The sequence below is a fragment of the Olleya sp. NP1-10 genome (genome assembly GCF_055804415.1).
Genome location: NZ_CM147840.1, coordinates 2,181,644 through 2,196,961, shown reverse-complemented (window position 1 = coordinate 2,196,961; position 15,318 = coordinate 2,181,644). Strand labels below are relative to the sequence as shown.

Sequence of the window (15,318 nt, the reverse complement as noted above, 5' to 3'; positions counted from 1 at the left end):
CGAAGCGTCTTTTTCTTTGAGTAAACCAATAGGTAAAATCATTAATAATATGAAAGGTGAATTACAATTTGAATGGTATGGTTTTTATAATAGAAGAACTAAAGAAAGGGAGTTTACACAAAACCCTTTTACAAATAAAATAGAAGACAATTATATTACTTTAAAATGGTGTGACATTGGTAATGTTGATGGTTTTTAGTTAAAAAACTTGTTTTTATCTGATGTCACAAACGTCACGATTAGAATTATAAAGATTAATTAATACTAAAAATAGAAAACTAAACCAATCACAATTCAATTACCCTAAAAACCTTCAGATTAACCATTAACAAAACACTTAAACAAACTATTCTGAAAAATACACGACTGATTGAATATAAAAACAAGATATTTGCATTTGTTAAAAAATAAAGTAAATGATCAAAACAATTATATTCGATTTTGGAGATGTCTTTATCAATCTTGATAAAGAAGGTGCAATGAAAAACGCGTTAGAGCGTTTTGAAATTGAGGAACTGTCAGAAGAACTTGTTGCTATAAACGCACTATATGAACAAGGTTTAATGGACACTACCGAGTTTTTAGATTTTTATTTAAACAATTTTCCAAAACTTTCAAAAAAAGAATTAATTGATACTTGGAATTTTATTATTTGTGATTTTCCGCCAAAACGATTAGAATTTATACAACAATTAACCAAAGACAAAAAATACCAACTAATACTATTAAGTAACACTAACGAGTTGCATATAGATTGTATTAAAAAACACATTCCGTTTTACGAAGATTTTAAAGCATGCTTTGATAAATTCTATTTATCTCATCAAATCATGTTACGTAAACCAAATACAGATATTTTTAATTTTGTTTTAAACGAAAACAATTTAAAACCTGAAGAATGCTTGTTTATTGATGACACCAAAGAAAACACTGAGGCTGCAAACAAATTAGGAATTAATGTTTGGAACAACAACCCTAAAACGGAAGATGTACTAGATTTATTTACCATCAAAAAAGAATTGTTTTAATGTTTTTAATTCTAAGTATTTGTGCATCGACACTAATTTTTGTCATCTTTAAAGTTGTTGGAAAACGTAATATTGACACATTACAAACTATAGTTTTTAACTATTTTACAGCATTTACCTGTGGAATATTAAGTTATGACGCACCAATTGTTGTAACAGATGTAATACAATCCAAATGGTTTTTTGGAGCCATTTTTTTAGGCTTCCTGTTTATTACAATATTTAATGTCATGGCTTTAACAGCCCAACGTTTAGGTTTATCTGTAGCTTCGGTTGCCAGTAAAATGAGTGTCGTTATTCCTATTATTTTTGGACTATTTGCTTACAATGAAAACTTAGGCTTACAAAAAGCATTGGGTATACTGTTAGCTTTAGTGGCTGTATATCTAGCCTCATTAAAAGCTAAATCCAACGAGAAATTTTCGTTTAAAAGTTTATGGCTTCCGTTGTTACTATTTTTAGGTTCTGGTACTATAGATACTACAATAAAATATGTCGAAACTACTTTTGTACCACACAATGGTATTCCGATATTTTCGGCTTCAATATTTTTTATTGCTGGTTTAATTGGTGTTGGCCTACTTTCCGTGAAAGCGATACAAAAACAATTTACATTTGACCCTAAAAGTTTAATCTCTGGTTTTGTATTAGGGATCGTTAACTACTACTCTATTTACACTTTACTAAAAGCATTAAACGCAGATAATTTTGAAAGTTCGACAATATTTACAGTAAATAACGTGTCAATTGTAATGTTATCAACCTTATTAGGTTTAATATTTTTTAAAGAACGTTTATTACTTAAAAATTGGATAGGTATTGGTGTTGCTGTAATTGCTATACTTTTGGTAACTTTAGCCTAATTTATGGAAGCAGACGTTTATAAAACCATTACCAAGCCCAGTGAAGAAGTATTGTTTAAAGACAAGAATTCTAAGTTTTTTGGCTTTGCCTACCCTGTTACTACAGAAGATCAAATTAAACAGCATTTAGAGGATTTAAAAAAACAACACCATCAAGCTAGACATTGGTGTTATGCCTATCAAATTGGGACCGAAACCATTGCTTACAGAGCTAATGATGATGGCGAACCCAGTAATAGTGCTGGAATGCCAATTTATGGTCAAATACAATCTTTTGAAGTTACTAACGTTTTAATTGTAGTAGTTCGCTATTTTGGAGGTGTTAAACTTGGCGTTGGTGGTTTAATTAATGCCTATCGTACAGGTGCACAAATGGCTTTAGAAGCATCTAATATTATTGAGCGTACTATTAATATTGATTATTTAATTACTTGTGAATATGATTTAATGAATAAAGTCATGAGGGTTATTAAAGAAAAAAACTTAAATATTACCAATCAAAAATTAGAATTAAACTGTGAAATAACAATTTCGGTTAGAAAAAAGAAGCCGAATCGATAAAATCAATATTTGATTCGATTTACAAAGTTGACATCAAAACTTTAGAACGTTAATTTTTTAAAGCTTCTAAAAAATATTTTGGAGGTCTAGTTGGTCGTTTTGTTTTCATATTCAAAAATGCCAAAATCACACTTGCTGTGCTTAAAATTTGACCTGATTTATTAACAATTTCATACTCAAACTCTACCAATGCGGTAGGCATTTTTTTAAGCTTAGTTTTTACCGTAATTACGTCATCATAAAGGATAGGAATTTTATAATTTACTGATAATGATACCACTGGTAAACCAATGCCTTCTTCCTCCATTTTTTTATAAGAAATCCCTAATTTTCTTAACCACTCGATTCTCGCTAATTCTAGATATAATGCGTAATTCGCATGATGAACGACACCCATTTGATCGGTTTCAGAATATCGTACTCTTATTTCAATTTCATCTTGTTTTGTACTCATTTTTCTAATTATTTTTTGTAGCTTGACGGTCTAATCTAACATGAGGAAAAAAACTGAATATTCAATAGTAAATCATTTTTTTTACGTTTTTTGTTCACATATTTGCCAAGCTTAGAAACTAAGTTGTCTTAATCGCTATACAGGCAAAAATAACTAACATTTAATATATTTTAAAATTAACATGAGTATAACTGCGCAATCGGTCTGGAATAACTGTCTACTTTTTATAAAGGATAATATCCAACCACAAGCTTACAAAACATGGTTTGAACCTATTGTAGCGGTAAAACTTGCAGAAAATGCTTTAAGCATTCAGGTCCCAAGTAAATTTTTTTACGAATGGCTAGAAGAGCATTACGTAAAATTGTTAAAAGTGTCTTTAACTAAAGAGTTAGGCGATACTGCTAAACTGGTTTACATTATTAAAATGGAAAACACGTATGGCAACAAACAACCGTTTACAGAAAAAATTCCGAGTTCTAATAGAAGTGCTGTAAAGTCTCAGGACGTAGATGTGCCTCTTAATAACAAAAATCGAGAATTACGTAATCCGTTCATAATTCCTGGAATTAGAAACGTGAAAATAGAATCTCAACTTAATCCTAACTATAATTTTGATAACTTTTTAGAAGGTGACTCTAACCGTTTAGCACGTAGTGCTGGTTTAGCTGTATCTGCAAAACCAGGAGGAACTTCTTTTAATCCATTATTAATATTTGGTGGTGTTGGATTAGGTAAAACACACTTAGCGCATGCTATAGGTGTGGATATCAAAGATAAATATCCTGAAAAAACAGTATTATATATTTCCGCTGAAAAATTTACGCAACAATATATAGACTCTGTAAAAAAGAACAACCGTAATGACTTTATACATTTTTATCAATTGATAGATGTATTGGTTATTGATGATGTTCAGTTTTTATCAGGAAAATCAGGAACTCAAGATGTGTTTTTCCACATTTTTAACCACTTGCACCAAAATGGGAAACAAGTTATTTTAACAAGTGACAAAGCACCTGTTGACATGCAAGATATTGAACAACGTTTATTATCTAGATTCAAATGGGGACTTTCAGCCGAGTTGCAAACTCCTGATTTTGAAACCAGAGTTTCTATTTTAAAAAACAAATTATATCGTGATGGTGTAGAAATGCCTGATGATATTATTAACTATGTTGCTAAAAACATTAAATCTAATATTAGAGAGCTTGAAGGTGCTATCATATCACTTATTGCTCAATCTTCTTTCAATAAAAAAGAAGTTAATATTGAATTAGCAAAACAGGTTGTAGAAAAATTTGTTAAAAATACTAAACGTGAAGTTTCTATAGATTACATTCAAAAAATAGTTTCTGATTATTTCCAAATGGATGTAGACACACTACAATCTAAAACTAGAAAGCGTCACATTGTTCAAGCTAGACAATTGGCTATGTTTTTTGCAAAAAAACTAACCAAAGCATCATTAGCAAGTATTGGATCTCAAATTGGTAAACGTGATCATGCAACTGTATTACACGCTTGTAAAACTGTAGATAACTTATCTTCTACGGACAAGCAGTTTAAAAAATACGTTGAAGATTTAACTAAGAAGCTTACAGTATAAATACATTATAAAATGACTGAAATTTTAATGGTATGCTTAGGAAACATTTGTCGTTCTCCTCTAGCTGAAGGTATCTTAAAATCAAAGTTAGACAATACGTATACAGTGGATTCTGCAGGCACAAGTAGCTATCATATAGGTAATAAACCAGATCCAAGATCTATTACAACTGCACATAAACACAATATAGACATTACCAATCAACGCGCTAGACAGTTTACAAAACAAGATTTTATAGACTTTGATGTTATCTATGCTATGGATAACTCAAACTATAATAATATTTTAGCTTTAGCAGAAAACGAAACAGACAAATCAAAAGTAAAGCTTATTTTAAACGAAAGCTTTCCTAATAAAAACCTTGATGTTCCTGATCCTTATTATGGAGGAAACAATGGTTTTGAAAAAGTGTATACTTTGTTAAATGATGCTTGTCAAAAAATAAGCACAACTCTAAATAGTGATACCTAATTAAATACTTTAAACGACCATGACAAAAGGTAAATTATACTTAATACCTAACACCTTAGGAGACTCTAATCCGTTTTTAGTATTACCTGCTCAAGTTAAGACTATTGTAGACAGTTTAGATACATTTGTTGTAGAAAACTCTAAAGCAGGTCGAAAGTTTATAAAAAGTATTGCGCCAGAAAAACAACAAGCAAGTCTTACCATTTTTGAGTTAAATAAACATACAGAACCACAAGATTTACCAAATTTTATTACCCCTTGTTTGGAAGGACAAAATATGGGATTATTATCAGACGCTGGTTGTCCTGGTATTGCAGATCCAGGAGCTGATATTGTTAGTTTAGCCCATAAAAACAATATACAAGTCGTACCTTTAGTTGGACCATCCTCTATCCTATTAGCTATGATGGCTTCTGGAATGAATGGACAAAGCTTTGCTTTTAATGGGTATCTCCCAATTGATAAAAATGAAAGAAAATCTGAAATAAAACGTCTAGAACGTTTAAGCTTTGAGCATAATCAAACACAATCTTTTATTGAAACACCTTACAGAAATAATAAATTTTTGGAAGATTTATGTAACACTTTAAGTGATAGTACAGAAATATGCGTCGCTTGTGACATTACCTTACCAACTGAGTTGATTAAAACAAAAACAGCCAGTCAATGGAAAAAAATAGTGTTGACCTACATAAAAGACCAACACTATTTATAATTCATAAACCTAGCTTTTAAGCTCTGTCGTACTCTACTTTTACTCTTTTTGAAGCTTTAATTAAAGACGTATCATATCCAGAAAACTTTTTTAAGTAATATCTAATAGTTGTACCATTAGCATCAGCAAATCCATTTTGGCCATAACTTCTCAAGTATTTTTTCACATTTCCTGGACCTGCTAGATGTGCAGCTGCAAGAATACCTGATTCGGTTACTTTAACACCATTAATAAACTTCCCTTTAAAACGTTTAATATCACGTCTTAACACCCATTTGTTACGCTGTGCATTTGCTATAAATGCTTTTTCTTGTAATTCTGGATTACTTAAAAAGTACTGTGGATGATAAATACCTATTAATCTTAATGTCCCTTTTCCAAATTGATATTTACCTAAATATCCAAATTGGTTAACTCTAAAGTAATCATTTTGCGATTCTTTAAAACCTAAGGCTTCTTTAAAACCCGTAAACGTTTTTCCTAATTCTGGACTAAATTCTGGTAACTGGTAAGATTGTAAATTAGAAGCAATCTCTTTTTGTTCTATATTTTCAAAGTCAACCTTGTCAGTTTCAATTTTATCTATTAATTTAACATTTTCAGTTGTATTAAAAAATACAACAACTAGTAAAATTGATATTGTAAATGCTAGGGATAATAACTTTCCAATATTTTTTTCATTTGTATTGATTTAAAAGTCTGTTTTTTAATAATCTATAGACTTAAATTTCAGCGTGCAAATATACAACAAATTTAATAATACTGAAAATCAATATGTTAACTTATGTTAAAAGTAAATTAAGTGTCCTTTTAGCTTACCTTTACTATTAATTTGAAGAGCTGGAAAAGGTACTTTTATCACATTAATTATGTTAAAAAACTGCTTTAAAAAGGTGGATTTGGTCTTTATTTTTGCTAAATCCATATCTAAACTTAAATAGAATTGTTTTGTTCTTTTTTGATTAGGAAAACTCAGATTTTGTAAATTTTCATTGCCATATAGTAATCCATCGACTCCATAACCAACTGCTAAGTTTAACCATTTAGGTACTTTACTATTTTTTAAAAAAGACTGTAAATTAGCACTCAACCAATACGTTTGACCATTATAATCTTTTAAAATTTCTTCTAAAAAACCATTTCCTAATTTATTTGGGTTTTGGTTTGCATATGGACTTTGACTAAACGAATACTTTAACTGCAATCGTTGTTCGTCCCATAACAGTTCTTGTCCAATAAACAAGCCTGCACCTGCTGCATTAGCAGTAAAATCTCCCCAAGAAAATCCCCATTCTGATGAAAAACCATCTAAAACTTCTACTGCAGTTAAAAAAGAAAAACCTAAAGTTGCTCCAAAAATCAACTGATTTTTTTAGAAACACCACTCCAATTTAAAGTTTGAGCACCAAAACGTCCTAATTGATAAGCAGTAAAGCTATGACCTAGTTTATCCATTTTAAACCACTCAGAATTATCATTAGTTGTATGAAATTTAGAGCGTTTATAATCAGAATACCATAATGTGTTTAAACCTATAATGGATAGTGAGGCTAGACTAGCCTCTGTTATTATTACAGCTTTACGTCTTTTAACATGTAATGTATCACTTGGTTTAAAAAAGGATTCTGTTTTGGTTTGTGCTGTTCCAGTAACTATAAAACAAAGACAAAAAACAAGAGTGAAAAATTTAATCAAACAATTATCTATTTACACCTTGGCTATTGATCCAACGTACATATTCGTTTTTATTTGCGTTATGTTGACTAAGTGTTTTGGCAAACTTATGGTAACCAAAGTTTTTAACATTAGCAACAAAATAATAGTAGTTATGATCTTCTGCATTTAAAACTGCATCAATTGCAGAAACATCTGGCATTGTTATAGGTCCTGGAGGAATACTTGCGTATTTATATGTATTGTAAGGCGAATCTATTTCAAGATCTTTATATAATACGCGTTTTATAATTTGATCAAAATCGTTTTCTTTTAATTTTTTAGAAAAAATAACCGTAGGATCTGCTTGTAAAGGCATTCCTTTTTTGATTCGGTTTAAGTAAACTCCTGCAACTCTAGGCCTTTCGTCAACTTTAGCAGTTTCTTTTTGAACTATAGATGCAATGGTTACAACCTCATTAACCGATAAATCTAAAGCTTTTCGTTTGGCTTGTCTAGAAGGATTCCAAAATCGAAAATATTCTTTAAGCATTTTATCTCTAAAACCTTCAGCTGAAGTATTCCAAAACACTTCATAACTATTAGCCACATACATATTTAAAACCGTTTGTTCAGTAAACTTATGTTTATCCATAAACGCTTTATCTGTCATAGCTTGAAGTAAGCTAAGGCTATCTGGTTCTATTTGTTGAGCAATACGACCAGCTAAATTCTGAATACGCTCTTGATTATTAAAACTTAATTTTAATGGTAAGTTTTTACTTCTAATTGAGTTTATAATGTCATTATTACTCATGTTTTTATCAATTGCAAAACGACCAGCTTTAATATTAGTTGTGTATTTTTTACGTTCGGCTAAAGCATCAAAACTATCTATATCTTTTAATAATGGTTCTAATTGCGCTCTAACCATATCGTAACTTGCATTGGTTGGCACGTATATAAATGCTTGTTCATTATTAAAAGCTGTGTTTTGTTTAAACATGGCTCCATAAATAAAATAAGCAAAATAAGCAGCTACAACAAGACCTAACAATGCTATGGCTACAATAATTTTTTTAATGTACATCTGTATTAATTAATTGAAATAAATATTCGTTTTTGTATTGTCCGTTTAAAAAATTCCAATCCTTTTTTAAACCTATTTCTTTAAATCCTTGGCTTTTAAACAAAGCTAAGCTTGCTGTATTATCTTCACTGATATTACAATATAACTGATGCAAATCTAAATGCTTGAAACAATAATTACAAAGCATTTGTACAGCTTCTTTACCATAACCTTTAGCTCTGTCTTGGGTTTGTTTTATTAAAATACCAATACCTGCTCTTCTATTTTTATAATCAAAATCAAAGACATCAATCATACCTAAAGCCTCATGCTTGTTATTACAAATGACTAGACGTAATTGCTTAACTTCAAAAATATCTTTGTGAGCATTATCTAAATATTGTTTTATTAAATACTTAGAATAAGGTGTTATGGTATTACTAATTTCCCAAATAGACTCGTCATTTTCAATAGTATGTATAAATGTTAAATCTTCGGGCTCTAAAGCACGTAAATAGATATGTTTACCTGTTAATGTTAGCATGTAATTGTACCTTTAAAAACTTGTGTTGCTGGTCCAATTAACATGACTTTTTTGTAGGTATTATTATCTTTTTTAAAAGACACTTTTAATTGTCCGCCTGGTACATTTAAATTTAATTGTGAAGCTGCACTTAGTCCAGAATCATGCATGGCTATTGCAACTGCAGTTGCACCTGTACCACAAGATAAGGTTTCGTCTTCTACTCCTCTTTCGTAAGTTCTAACAGTAAAAGTATCCTCATTTTCTTGCTGGACAAAGTTGACATTAGTTCCTGCTTCATTATAAGGTTGACCGTATCTAATTTTTGCACCTTCGGTTTTAACATCAAAATTTGCTATATCTTTAACAAACTGAACGTGGTGTGGTGATCCTGTATCTAAAAATTGATGTGTATCAAAGGTATCTATAGTATCTACATCTTTCATTTGTAAATGAACTAAATTGTCTTGGATTTTGGCATAATGCAATCCGTCAATCGCTTCAAAAGTAGTCTCATGCTTAACAACCTGCAAAAATTCCGCGAAAGCGACCAAACAACGTCCTCCATTACCACACATAGTACTTTGGTTTCCGTCTGCATTATAATACACCATTTTAAAGTCAACTTCAGGATGATTTTCTAGTAAAATCAAACCATCTGCTCCTATTCCAAATTTACGATCACATAAAAAAGCGACCAATTTGGTATTGTCTTTATCAAAAATTTGTTGTCTATTATCAATCATGACAAAGTCGTTACCTGTGCCTTGATATTTATAAAAAGTTAATGTCATTGGTGTACTAAATTGAATGACAAATATAAGTTTTTTCAGTTGTTAAAACGTCGTTAAAGTTGAAATTGACATTCAATAATTAATTAATTTTAATCGTTATCTAATAAATCTAAACTAAGTTTTTTTATGAAGAAGATGTTAACTTTGGTTTTAGTTTCGGTATTAGGAGGTGCAATTACCCTAGGAACATACAAAACCTTTCTTGAAAAAGAAGAACCGAAAATTGCAAATACAAACACACAGGATGATCCTGTTTTTTTACCTACCAATTATAACACAACCACTACAACTTTAGCTGCTGCAGAAGGTATAGACTTTACTACTGCTGCAGATCAAACTGTGCATGCTGTTGTACACGTTAAAAACGTGGCTTTAAATACTGCACAACCCACTTTACAAGACTTGTTTTATGGTCGTGTACCACAAAAAAGACAATTAGGTACAGGAAGTGGTGTAATAATATCTCCAGATGGTTATATTATTACTAATAACCACGTTATTGAAGACTCTGAACAATTAAGCATTACACTTAATGACAACCGTACATTAGAAGCCAAAATTGTTGGTACAGATCCAAAAACAGACATTGCTTTACTTAAAGTAGAAAGTGATGAGCAATTACCATACACCACTTTTGGCGATAGTGATACTGCTAAAATTGGCGAATGGGTTTTGGCTGTCGGAAATCCGTTTAATCTAACGTCTACAGTAACAGCAGGAATTATAAGTGCTAAATCTAGAGATTTAAGCGGTCGAAGCACGCAGTCTTTTATTCAGACTGATGCTGCTGTAAACCCAGGAAACTCTGGTGGTGCTTTAGTTAATACAGCTGGTCAATTAATTGGAATTAATACTGCTATATCGTCTCAAACGGGATCCTATATTGGTTATTCTTTTGCTGTACCAAGTAATATTGCTAAAAAGGTAGTGCAAGATATTATGGAGTTTGGTAATGTCCAAAATGGAATTTTAGGTATTGTACCAAGATCTTTAGATAGCTTTACTGCTGAAAAATTAAAACTTACCGAAACTGAGGGTGTTCTAGTTGAAGAAGTTGAAGAAGACTCTGGTGCTGATATTGCTGGAATAAAAAGTGGAGATATCATTAAAGAAATTGATAATATTAAAATCAGAAAATTTAGTGATCTTAGAGGTTTTTTAGACTCTAAACGTCCTAATGATGTCATTAATATAACTCTATTACGTGATGACCAACTTAAAATTGTTCAAGCAACATTACTTAAAAATAATACTATAATTTTACCTTTTATTGGAATAATTAAAGATGCTAAACCACAAGATTTAAAAAAGTATAAAACAGATAATGGTGTAAAAATATTGAAGGTTAATGGTAGTTATAGTGATTATTTAACAAGTGAAGGTATCGAGGAAGGTAATATTATTACTGCTATTAATAACAAAAAAGTTAATAGTATTGAAGATGTAGAGGCCATCCTAAAAAATAGAGATCCGTACCAATTATTAAGTATTGAGCTTATAAACTCAAAAGGACAAACCAATCGTTATGGACTAAGATAATCCCTGATTGCTTTGCTAGAAAAAGCTCTTAATTTTTAAAATTAAGAGCTTTTTTATTTTACTTATAGTTATTGAACTTCATAAAAATCTAAACGTCTAATAATAGTTGGTATCGATTTAGAAACAAATGATGACGTATCATAAATAAGTCCAATCCCATTTGAATAATAAAAACGGTCTAAACCTGGTAGTTGCTCATTATCTAAATTTTTAGCGTATCGTTCTGAGTGTATACAATCAAACTCTCCTGCTTCAACACTTATGACAGTAGTACCTTCTGAAAGGGTTTCATAAACAGTTCCCCATTCATTTTCTTGTAATAAACGTTCTTCATTTACATTATTTGTGAATTTTATCGACCCTTCTTCATTTATTAAGCTTCCTTCAAACTCTCTCAAAAACTCGAACGATTCACCATTAGGATTACAAAAAGTGATTGCATCTTCATTTCCGGTTGTTAATGTTCTGAATTTGTAATAGGATTCACCTGAAAAATCTTGTATACCAACTATACTTATCGAATCTATTACGCCTGTATCATCATACGTTTCTGTAACAAGGTTATATTGGTAATTTTTGTAAACCCAGGAATTACCAACTGTTAAAGCGAAAAAATTAGCATCAGATTTACTAATAAGATTTTCAGAATTATCTGATTTAGTACAAGAATTAACAATTATAATAATGCAAAAAAACAATAATAAGCGTTTCATAGTATTTTGTTTTAGTTAGTTAATAATAAATATCATTGTTAAATAAATTATTTGACTTATGATTAGAAATCTATTTAATAAACGAAGAAATAAAAACTTTATTACAACTAACTAATTCAAGTACAACTTAAACACATGCTAAATTATAAACAATCATAATAAAAGCTTTTTTATTTTTTACACGTTTTACTTTACGAAATCGTTTGAAATCTATACTTTTGCCGAAAATTTAGAAGTCTAAATTAACAACACATACTAAATAATTTAAAATGTCCATTAACGAAACTTACGAAAACGAATTAGCGTTTCAAGCAGACAGACGACGTGCTACAGTCGAATTTATTAAAATTGTTAGCGATTTATGGTATGACAAATCTATAGAATTAGTGATTTTTAGAAATCAGTTAATTGATAGAAATGTTTCCGAAATTTTAAACCTTCATGAATATGCTGGAGAGTTTGTTCAAAAACCAATTTCTATATTTGATTCGGTCGAAATTGCACAAGCTATTCAAACATTAGATGTTCCTCCTGCTAAATTGGATATTGGTAAATTAACTTACGAGTATCATTTAGAAGAAAAAAAATACAGCAATGCATTAGCATTTGTTTCGACTAAATTAAAAGGAGCTAGTCAGACTAAAGACATCAAACCTAAAGACGTAGTACTTTACGGTTTTGGACGTATTGGACGTCTGGTTGCCAGAGAGTTAATGACACGTACTGGAAAAGGTAGTCAATTACGTTTACGTGCTATTGTAACACGTGGTAAAATCGATGCTACTGTTTTAGAAAAACGTGCTGCATTATTACGTAATGACTCTGTACATGGTGAATTTTCTGGAACTGTAACTACAGATTTAAAAAACGAAGCTTTAATTATTAACGGTACAACGGTTAAAATTATTTCGGCTAACCAACCGGAAGATATTGACTATACAAAGTATGGTATTAATAACGCTTTAATTATTGATAACACTGGTGTCTTTAGAGATAAAGAGGCTTTAACACGTTTAAAAAACTCTCCTGGAGCAGATAAGGTTTTATTAACAGCGCCTGGAAAAGGAATTCCTAATATTGTTTATGGTGTAAACCATTTACAAAACGATCCTGACAAAATAGATATTTTCTCTGCTGCATCTTGTACAACCAATGCTATTACACCTGTTTTAAAAGCTATGGAAGATACTTATGGTGTTAAAAGTGGACACCTAGAAACGATACATGCTTACACTAACGATCAAAATTTAGTAGATAATTTCCATAAAAAATATAGACGTGGACGTGCTGCTGCTTTAAACATGGTTATTACTGAAACTGGTGCTGGACAAGCAGTCTCTAAAGCGCTACCAAGTTTTGAAGGTAAATTAACATCAAACGCAATACGTGTACCTGTACCAAATGGATCTTTAGCTATTTTAAATTTAGAACTTAGTACTAAAACATCTTTAGATAGTATAAATGCGACTATCAAAAAGTATGCTTTAGAAGGTGATTTAGTCGAGCAAATTAAATACGAAATGAGTGATGAGCTAGTATCAAGTGATATTATTGGTAGCTCTGCGCCTTCTATCTATGATAGCAAAGCCACTTTAGTTAGAAAGGATGGTAAAAATGCAATCGTTTATGTTTGGTATGATAATGAATATGGTTACAGCCATCAAGTCATTAGATTAGCTAAATATATTGCTAAAGTTAGACGTTTTACTTACTATTAACATCTAAATAGTATTTACAATCGTATATATTAAAGCCTCGCATTTGTGAGGCTTTTTGTTATTTTTAAACCCTATTTTTTATATTTTCGCAAAGCGAAAGACAACAAATACACAACAATGCGCCACACACAATTATTATTAGCAACAGTTTTTATCTTCTTATTTTCATTTACTATTACAACACAAGCACAAACTAATGAAGATGATGACAAACTATCTTTAGACTCTGGTACTCTTGAAAAACAATTTGAATACCTTACTAAAAAATCTACTAATTGGAGAGATCAACGTGGACAATCCTTTGAGGTTATAAAAAACGAATGGGTTGCCAAAATTAAATCACATACATTAGACTCGGTAAACGCATTAAAAAAAGAATTATTAGACACTCAAAATAAAGTATTGTCTCAAACTCAAGAAATTGACAAATTAAAAAATAACTTATCAAATACAAAAACAGACTTAAAAGAAACCAATATTGAAAAAGACAATATGTCATTACTAGGTTTACAAATGAGTAAAACTGGTTATAACACTTTACTTTGGTCTATTATTGGTGGTTTATTAGTATTTTTATTCTTCTTTATTTTTAAATTCAAAAACAGTAATTCTGTTACTAAAGAAGCTAAGTTAAAATTAGAAGAAACAGAAAACGAATTTGAAGAACACAGACGTAATGCACTAGAGCGAGAACAAAAAGTTAGACGTCAACTTCAAGATGAAATCAATAAAAACAGGAATAGTTAATTAGCTATTTAAGTACAACAATTTAAAACTGCAAATTAATTTTTACAGTTTTTTTATGCTCAAAATTGAAATTCACAAACTACTACGACTAGAAAAAAGACATACAAACTTGTCTAAATGTAAAATAAACTTTACATTTGTTGAAACATAAAACAATTTTGACATGAAAACACATTATCTCTTATCAAACAACTTTAAAATTATAGGATGGGTAATTTTAATATTAGGCTTACTAACAGGAATAATATTTTATAAAACTATTTTAGATGGTGAATTATTACAAACTAATGTACTGGTCTTGTATAATTCTGATGGTTTATTTGACAATAACAATGGTTTCTTTAAAATAATCAAAAATGGTATTTTAGATGAAATTGTTGCTATATTAATTATTGTTGGTGGATTAATTGTAGGATTTAGTAAAGAGAAAATAGAAGATGAATTTATTTTTCAGTTAAGAAAAACATCTTTAGTTTGGGCTATTATATTTAATTATATAGTTTTAATGTTTGCAATTGTATTTGTTTACAATATGACCTTTTTTGAAGTTTTAATCTTTAACATGTTTACACCTTTATTGTTTTTTATAATACGTTTTAATTTTCTTAAATATAAATCTAGAAATTATGACGAATAAAATTAAAGTACAGCGTGCTATTCATAATTTAACACAAGCAGATTTAGCGAACAAAATAGGTGTTAGTAGACAAACCATAAATGCGATGGAAAAAAACAAATACGTACCGTCTACAGTTTTAGCTTTAAAATTATCTAAAGTTTTTAAAGTATCTGTTCATAATATTTTTGAACTTGAAGAAATAGATTAAAAAAAAGTGCAACCCAATGGATTGCACTTTTTAT

General features: G+C 30.0%; 18 protein-coding genes and 2 pseudogenes. 12 read left to right on the top strand and 8 right to left on the bottom strand.

Annotated elements, in window-relative coordinates; translation table 11 throughout:
- The first annotated feature begins 16 nt into the window (after positions 1-16).
- The 4 genes and pseudogenes from AC0L4B_RS10250 (at position 17) to AC0L4B_RS10235 (ending at position 2,505) form a co-directional block, all read left to right on the top strand.
- A complete protein-coding gene (locus AC0L4B_RS10250) occupies positions 17-199 on the top strand; it encodes a hypothetical protein (RefSeq protein WP_473436815.1) in 183 nt (60 codons plus the stop codon).
- Positions 200-416: 217 nt separating this feature from the next.
- A complete protein-coding gene (locus tag AC0L4B_RS10245) occupies positions 417-1,028 on the top strand; it encodes an HAD family hydrolase (RefSeq protein ID WP_473436814.1) in 612 nt (203 codons plus the stop codon).
- Positions 1,028-1,891, top strand: a complete 864-nt coding sequence (locus AC0L4B_RS10240) for an EamA family transporter (RefSeq protein ID WP_473436813.1) — start codon at positions 1,028-1,030, stop codon at positions 1,889-1,891. The genes AC0L4B_RS10245 and AC0L4B_RS10240 overlap by 1 nt, the downstream gene beginning before the upstream one ends.
- A gap of 3 nt (positions 1,892-1,894) precedes the next feature.
- Positions 1,895-2,505, top strand: a pseudogene (locus AC0L4B_RS10235) (IMPACT family protein).
- Here the strand turns inward: AC0L4B_RS10235 and AC0L4B_RS10230 are convergent.
- On the bottom strand, positions 2,502-2,906 hold the full coding sequence (locus AC0L4B_RS10230; protein ID WP_473436812.1) for an acyl-CoA thioesterase: 405 nt from the start codon (positions 2,904-2,906) through the stop codon (positions 2,502-2,504). The pseudogene AC0L4B_RS10235 and the gene AC0L4B_RS10230 overlap by 4 nt on opposite strands.
- Before the next feature lie 181 nt (positions 2,907-3,087).
- Between AC0L4B_RS10230 and dnaA the strand changes: the two genes are divergently transcribed.
- The 3 genes and pseudogenes from dnaA to AC0L4B_RS10215 all read left to right on the top strand — a co-directional run bounded on the left by dnaA (position 3,088) and on the right by AC0L4B_RS10215 (position 5,721).
- Positions 3,088-4,515 (top strand): chromosomal replication initiator protein DnaA, encoded by a 1,428-nt coding sequence (dnaA, locus tag AC0L4B_RS10225; protein WP_473436811.1) that lies wholly within the window; start codon positions 3,088-3,090, stop codon positions 4,513-4,515.
- A gap of 12 nt (positions 4,516-4,527) precedes the next feature.
- Positions 4,528-4,986, top strand: coding sequence for a low molecular weight protein-tyrosine-phosphatase (locus AC0L4B_RS10220; RefSeq protein WP_473436810.1), 459 nt, complete (start codon positions 4,528-4,530; stop codon positions 4,984-4,986).
- Between the two features lie 19 nt (positions 4,987-5,005).
- Positions 5,006-5,721, top strand: a pseudogene (locus AC0L4B_RS10215) (SAM-dependent methyltransferase).
- Here AC0L4B_RS10215 and AC0L4B_RS10210 read toward each other — a convergent pair.
- The 6 genes from AC0L4B_RS10210 to dapF form a co-directional block, all read right to left on the bottom strand.
- Positions 5,718-6,371 carry a peptidoglycan-binding protein LysM gene (locus tag AC0L4B_RS10210; RefSeq protein ID WP_473439429.1) on the bottom strand — a complete coding sequence of 218 codons (654 nt, stop codon included), beginning with the start codon at positions 6,369-6,371 and terminating at the stop codon, positions 5,718-5,720. The pseudogene AC0L4B_RS10215 and the gene AC0L4B_RS10210 sit on opposite strands and share 4 nt — an antisense overlap.
- A 117-nt stretch (positions 6,372-6,488) precedes the next feature.
- Positions 6,489-7,064, bottom strand: coding sequence for a YfiM family lipoprotein (locus AC0L4B_RS10205; RefSeq protein WP_473436809.1), 576 nt, complete (start codon positions 7,062-7,064; stop codon positions 6,489-6,491).
- Entirely contained in the window at positions 7,061-7,396 is a 336-nt protein-coding gene (locus AC0L4B_RS10200; RefSeq protein ID WP_473436808.1) for a hypothetical protein, read from the bottom strand. Before AC0L4B_RS10200 ends, AC0L4B_RS10205 begins: the two co-directional genes overlap by 4 nt.
- Before the next feature lie 4 nt (positions 7,397-7,400).
- Positions 7,401-8,444 (bottom strand): endolytic transglycosylase MltG, encoded by a 1,044-nt coding sequence (gene mltG / locus AC0L4B_RS10195; protein ID WP_473436807.1) that lies wholly within the window; start codon positions 8,442-8,444, stop codon positions 7,401-7,403.
- Positions 8,434-8,967 (bottom strand): GNAT family N-acetyltransferase, encoded by a 534-nt coding sequence (locus AC0L4B_RS10190; RefSeq protein WP_473436806.1) that lies wholly within the window; start codon positions 8,965-8,967, stop codon positions 8,434-8,436. Before AC0L4B_RS10190 ends, mltG begins: the two co-directional genes overlap by 11 nt.
- A complete protein-coding gene (gene dapF / locus AC0L4B_RS10185; protein WP_473436805.1) occupies positions 8,961-9,740 on the bottom strand; it encodes a diaminopimelate epimerase in 780 nt (259 codons plus the stop codon). The genes AC0L4B_RS10190 and dapF overlap by 7 nt, the downstream gene beginning before the upstream one ends.
- Before the next feature lie 126 nt (positions 9,741-9,866).
- Between dapF and AC0L4B_RS10180 the strand changes: the two genes are divergently transcribed.
- Entirely contained in the window at positions 9,867-11,279 is a 1,413-nt protein-coding gene (locus AC0L4B_RS10180) for a trypsin-like peptidase domain-containing protein (protein WP_473436804.1), read from the top strand.
- A 68-nt stretch (positions 11,280-11,347) separates the two neighbouring features.
- Here the strand turns inward: AC0L4B_RS10180 and AC0L4B_RS10175 are convergent, their stop codons facing one another.
- Positions 11,348-11,992: a hypothetical protein gene (locus AC0L4B_RS10175; RefSeq protein WP_473436803.1), complete on the bottom strand. Its 645-nt coding sequence runs from the start codon at positions 11,990-11,992 to the stop codon at positions 11,348-11,350.
- A gap of 269 nt (positions 11,993-12,261) precedes the next feature.
- On the opposite strand from AC0L4B_RS10175, the gene AC0L4B_RS10170 reads away from it, so the two are divergent.
- The 4 genes from AC0L4B_RS10170 (at position 12,262) to AC0L4B_RS10155 (ending at position 15,284) form a co-directional block, all read left to right on the top strand.
- Positions 12,262-13,710: a glyceraldehyde-3-phosphate dehydrogenase gene (locus AC0L4B_RS10170; RefSeq protein WP_473436802.1), complete on the top strand. Its 1,449-nt coding sequence runs from the start codon at positions 12,262-12,264 to the stop codon at positions 13,708-13,710.
- A gap of 117 nt (positions 13,711-13,827) precedes the next feature.
- Complete coding sequence (locus tag AC0L4B_RS10165) at positions 13,828-14,457, top strand: tRNA (guanine-N1)-methyltransferase (protein ID WP_473436801.1); 630 nt, start codon at positions 13,828-13,830, stop codon at positions 14,455-14,457.
- 163 nt (positions 14,458-14,620) lie between these two features.
- On the top strand, positions 14,621-15,094 hold the full coding sequence (locus AC0L4B_RS10160; protein WP_473436800.1) for a hypothetical protein: 474 nt from the start codon (positions 14,621-14,623) through the stop codon (positions 15,092-15,094).
- A complete protein-coding gene (locus tag AC0L4B_RS10155) occupies positions 15,084-15,284 on the top strand; it encodes a helix-turn-helix transcriptional regulator (RefSeq protein ID WP_473436799.1) in 201 nt (66 codons plus the stop codon). Before AC0L4B_RS10160 ends, AC0L4B_RS10155 begins: the two co-directional genes overlap by 11 nt.
- Positions 15,285-15,318: the final 34 nt, after the last annotated feature.

What these genes read in the sequence shown, in the direction of transcription:
- AC0L4B_RS10245 (WP_473436814.1), top strand. Translation starts at nt 417, where the DNA reads ATGATCAAAACAATTATATTCGATTTTGGAGATGTCTTTATCAATCTT.
- AC0L4B_RS10240 (WP_473436813.1), top strand. Translation starts at nt 1,028, where the DNA reads ATGTTTTTAATTCTAAGTATTTGTGCATCGACACTAATTTTTGTCATC.
- AC0L4B_RS10230 (WP_473436812.1), bottom strand. Translation starts at nt 2,906, where the DNA reads ATGAGTACAAAACAAGATGAAATTGAAATAAGAGTACGATATTCTGAA.
- dnaA (WP_473436811.1), top strand. Translation starts at nt 3,088, where the DNA reads ATGAGTATAACTGCGCAATCGGTCTGGAATAACTGTCTACTTTTTATA.
- AC0L4B_RS10220 (WP_473436810.1), top strand. Translation starts at nt 4,528, where the DNA reads ATGACTGAAATTTTAATGGTATGCTTAGGAAACATTTGTCGTTCTCCT.
- mltG (WP_473436807.1), bottom strand. Translation starts at nt 8,444, where the DNA reads ATGTACATTAAAAAAATTATTGTAGCCATAGCATTGTTAGGTCTTGTT.
- AC0L4B_RS10190 (WP_473436806.1), bottom strand. Translation starts at nt 8,967, where the DNA reads ATGCTAACATTAACAGGTAAACATATCTATTTACGTGCTTTAGAGCCC.
- dapF (WP_473436805.1), bottom strand. Translation starts at nt 9,740, where the DNA reads ATGACATTAACTTTTTATAAATATCAAGGCACAGGTAACGACTTTGTC.
- AC0L4B_RS10180 (WP_473436804.1), top strand. Translation starts at nt 9,867, where the DNA reads ATGAAGAAGATGTTAACTTTGGTTTTAGTTTCGGTATTAGGAGGTGCA.
- AC0L4B_RS10175 (WP_473436803.1), bottom strand. Translation starts at nt 11,992, where the DNA reads ATGAAACGCTTATTATTGTTTTTTTGCATTATTATAATTGTTAATTCT.
- AC0L4B_RS10170 (WP_473436802.1), top strand. Translation starts at nt 12,262, where the DNA reads ATGTCCATTAACGAAACTTACGAAAACGAATTAGCGTTTCAAGCAGAC.
- AC0L4B_RS10165 (WP_473436801.1), top strand. Translation starts at nt 13,828, where the DNA reads ATGCGCCACACACAATTATTATTAGCAACAGTTTTTATCTTCTTATTT.
- AC0L4B_RS10160 (WP_473436800.1), top strand. Translation starts at nt 14,621, where the DNA reads ATGAAAACACATTATCTCTTATCAAACAACTTTAAAATTATAGGATGG.
- AC0L4B_RS10155 (WP_473436799.1), top strand. Translation starts at nt 15,084, where the DNA reads ATGACGAATAAAATTAAAGTACAGCGTGCTATTCATAATTTAACACAA.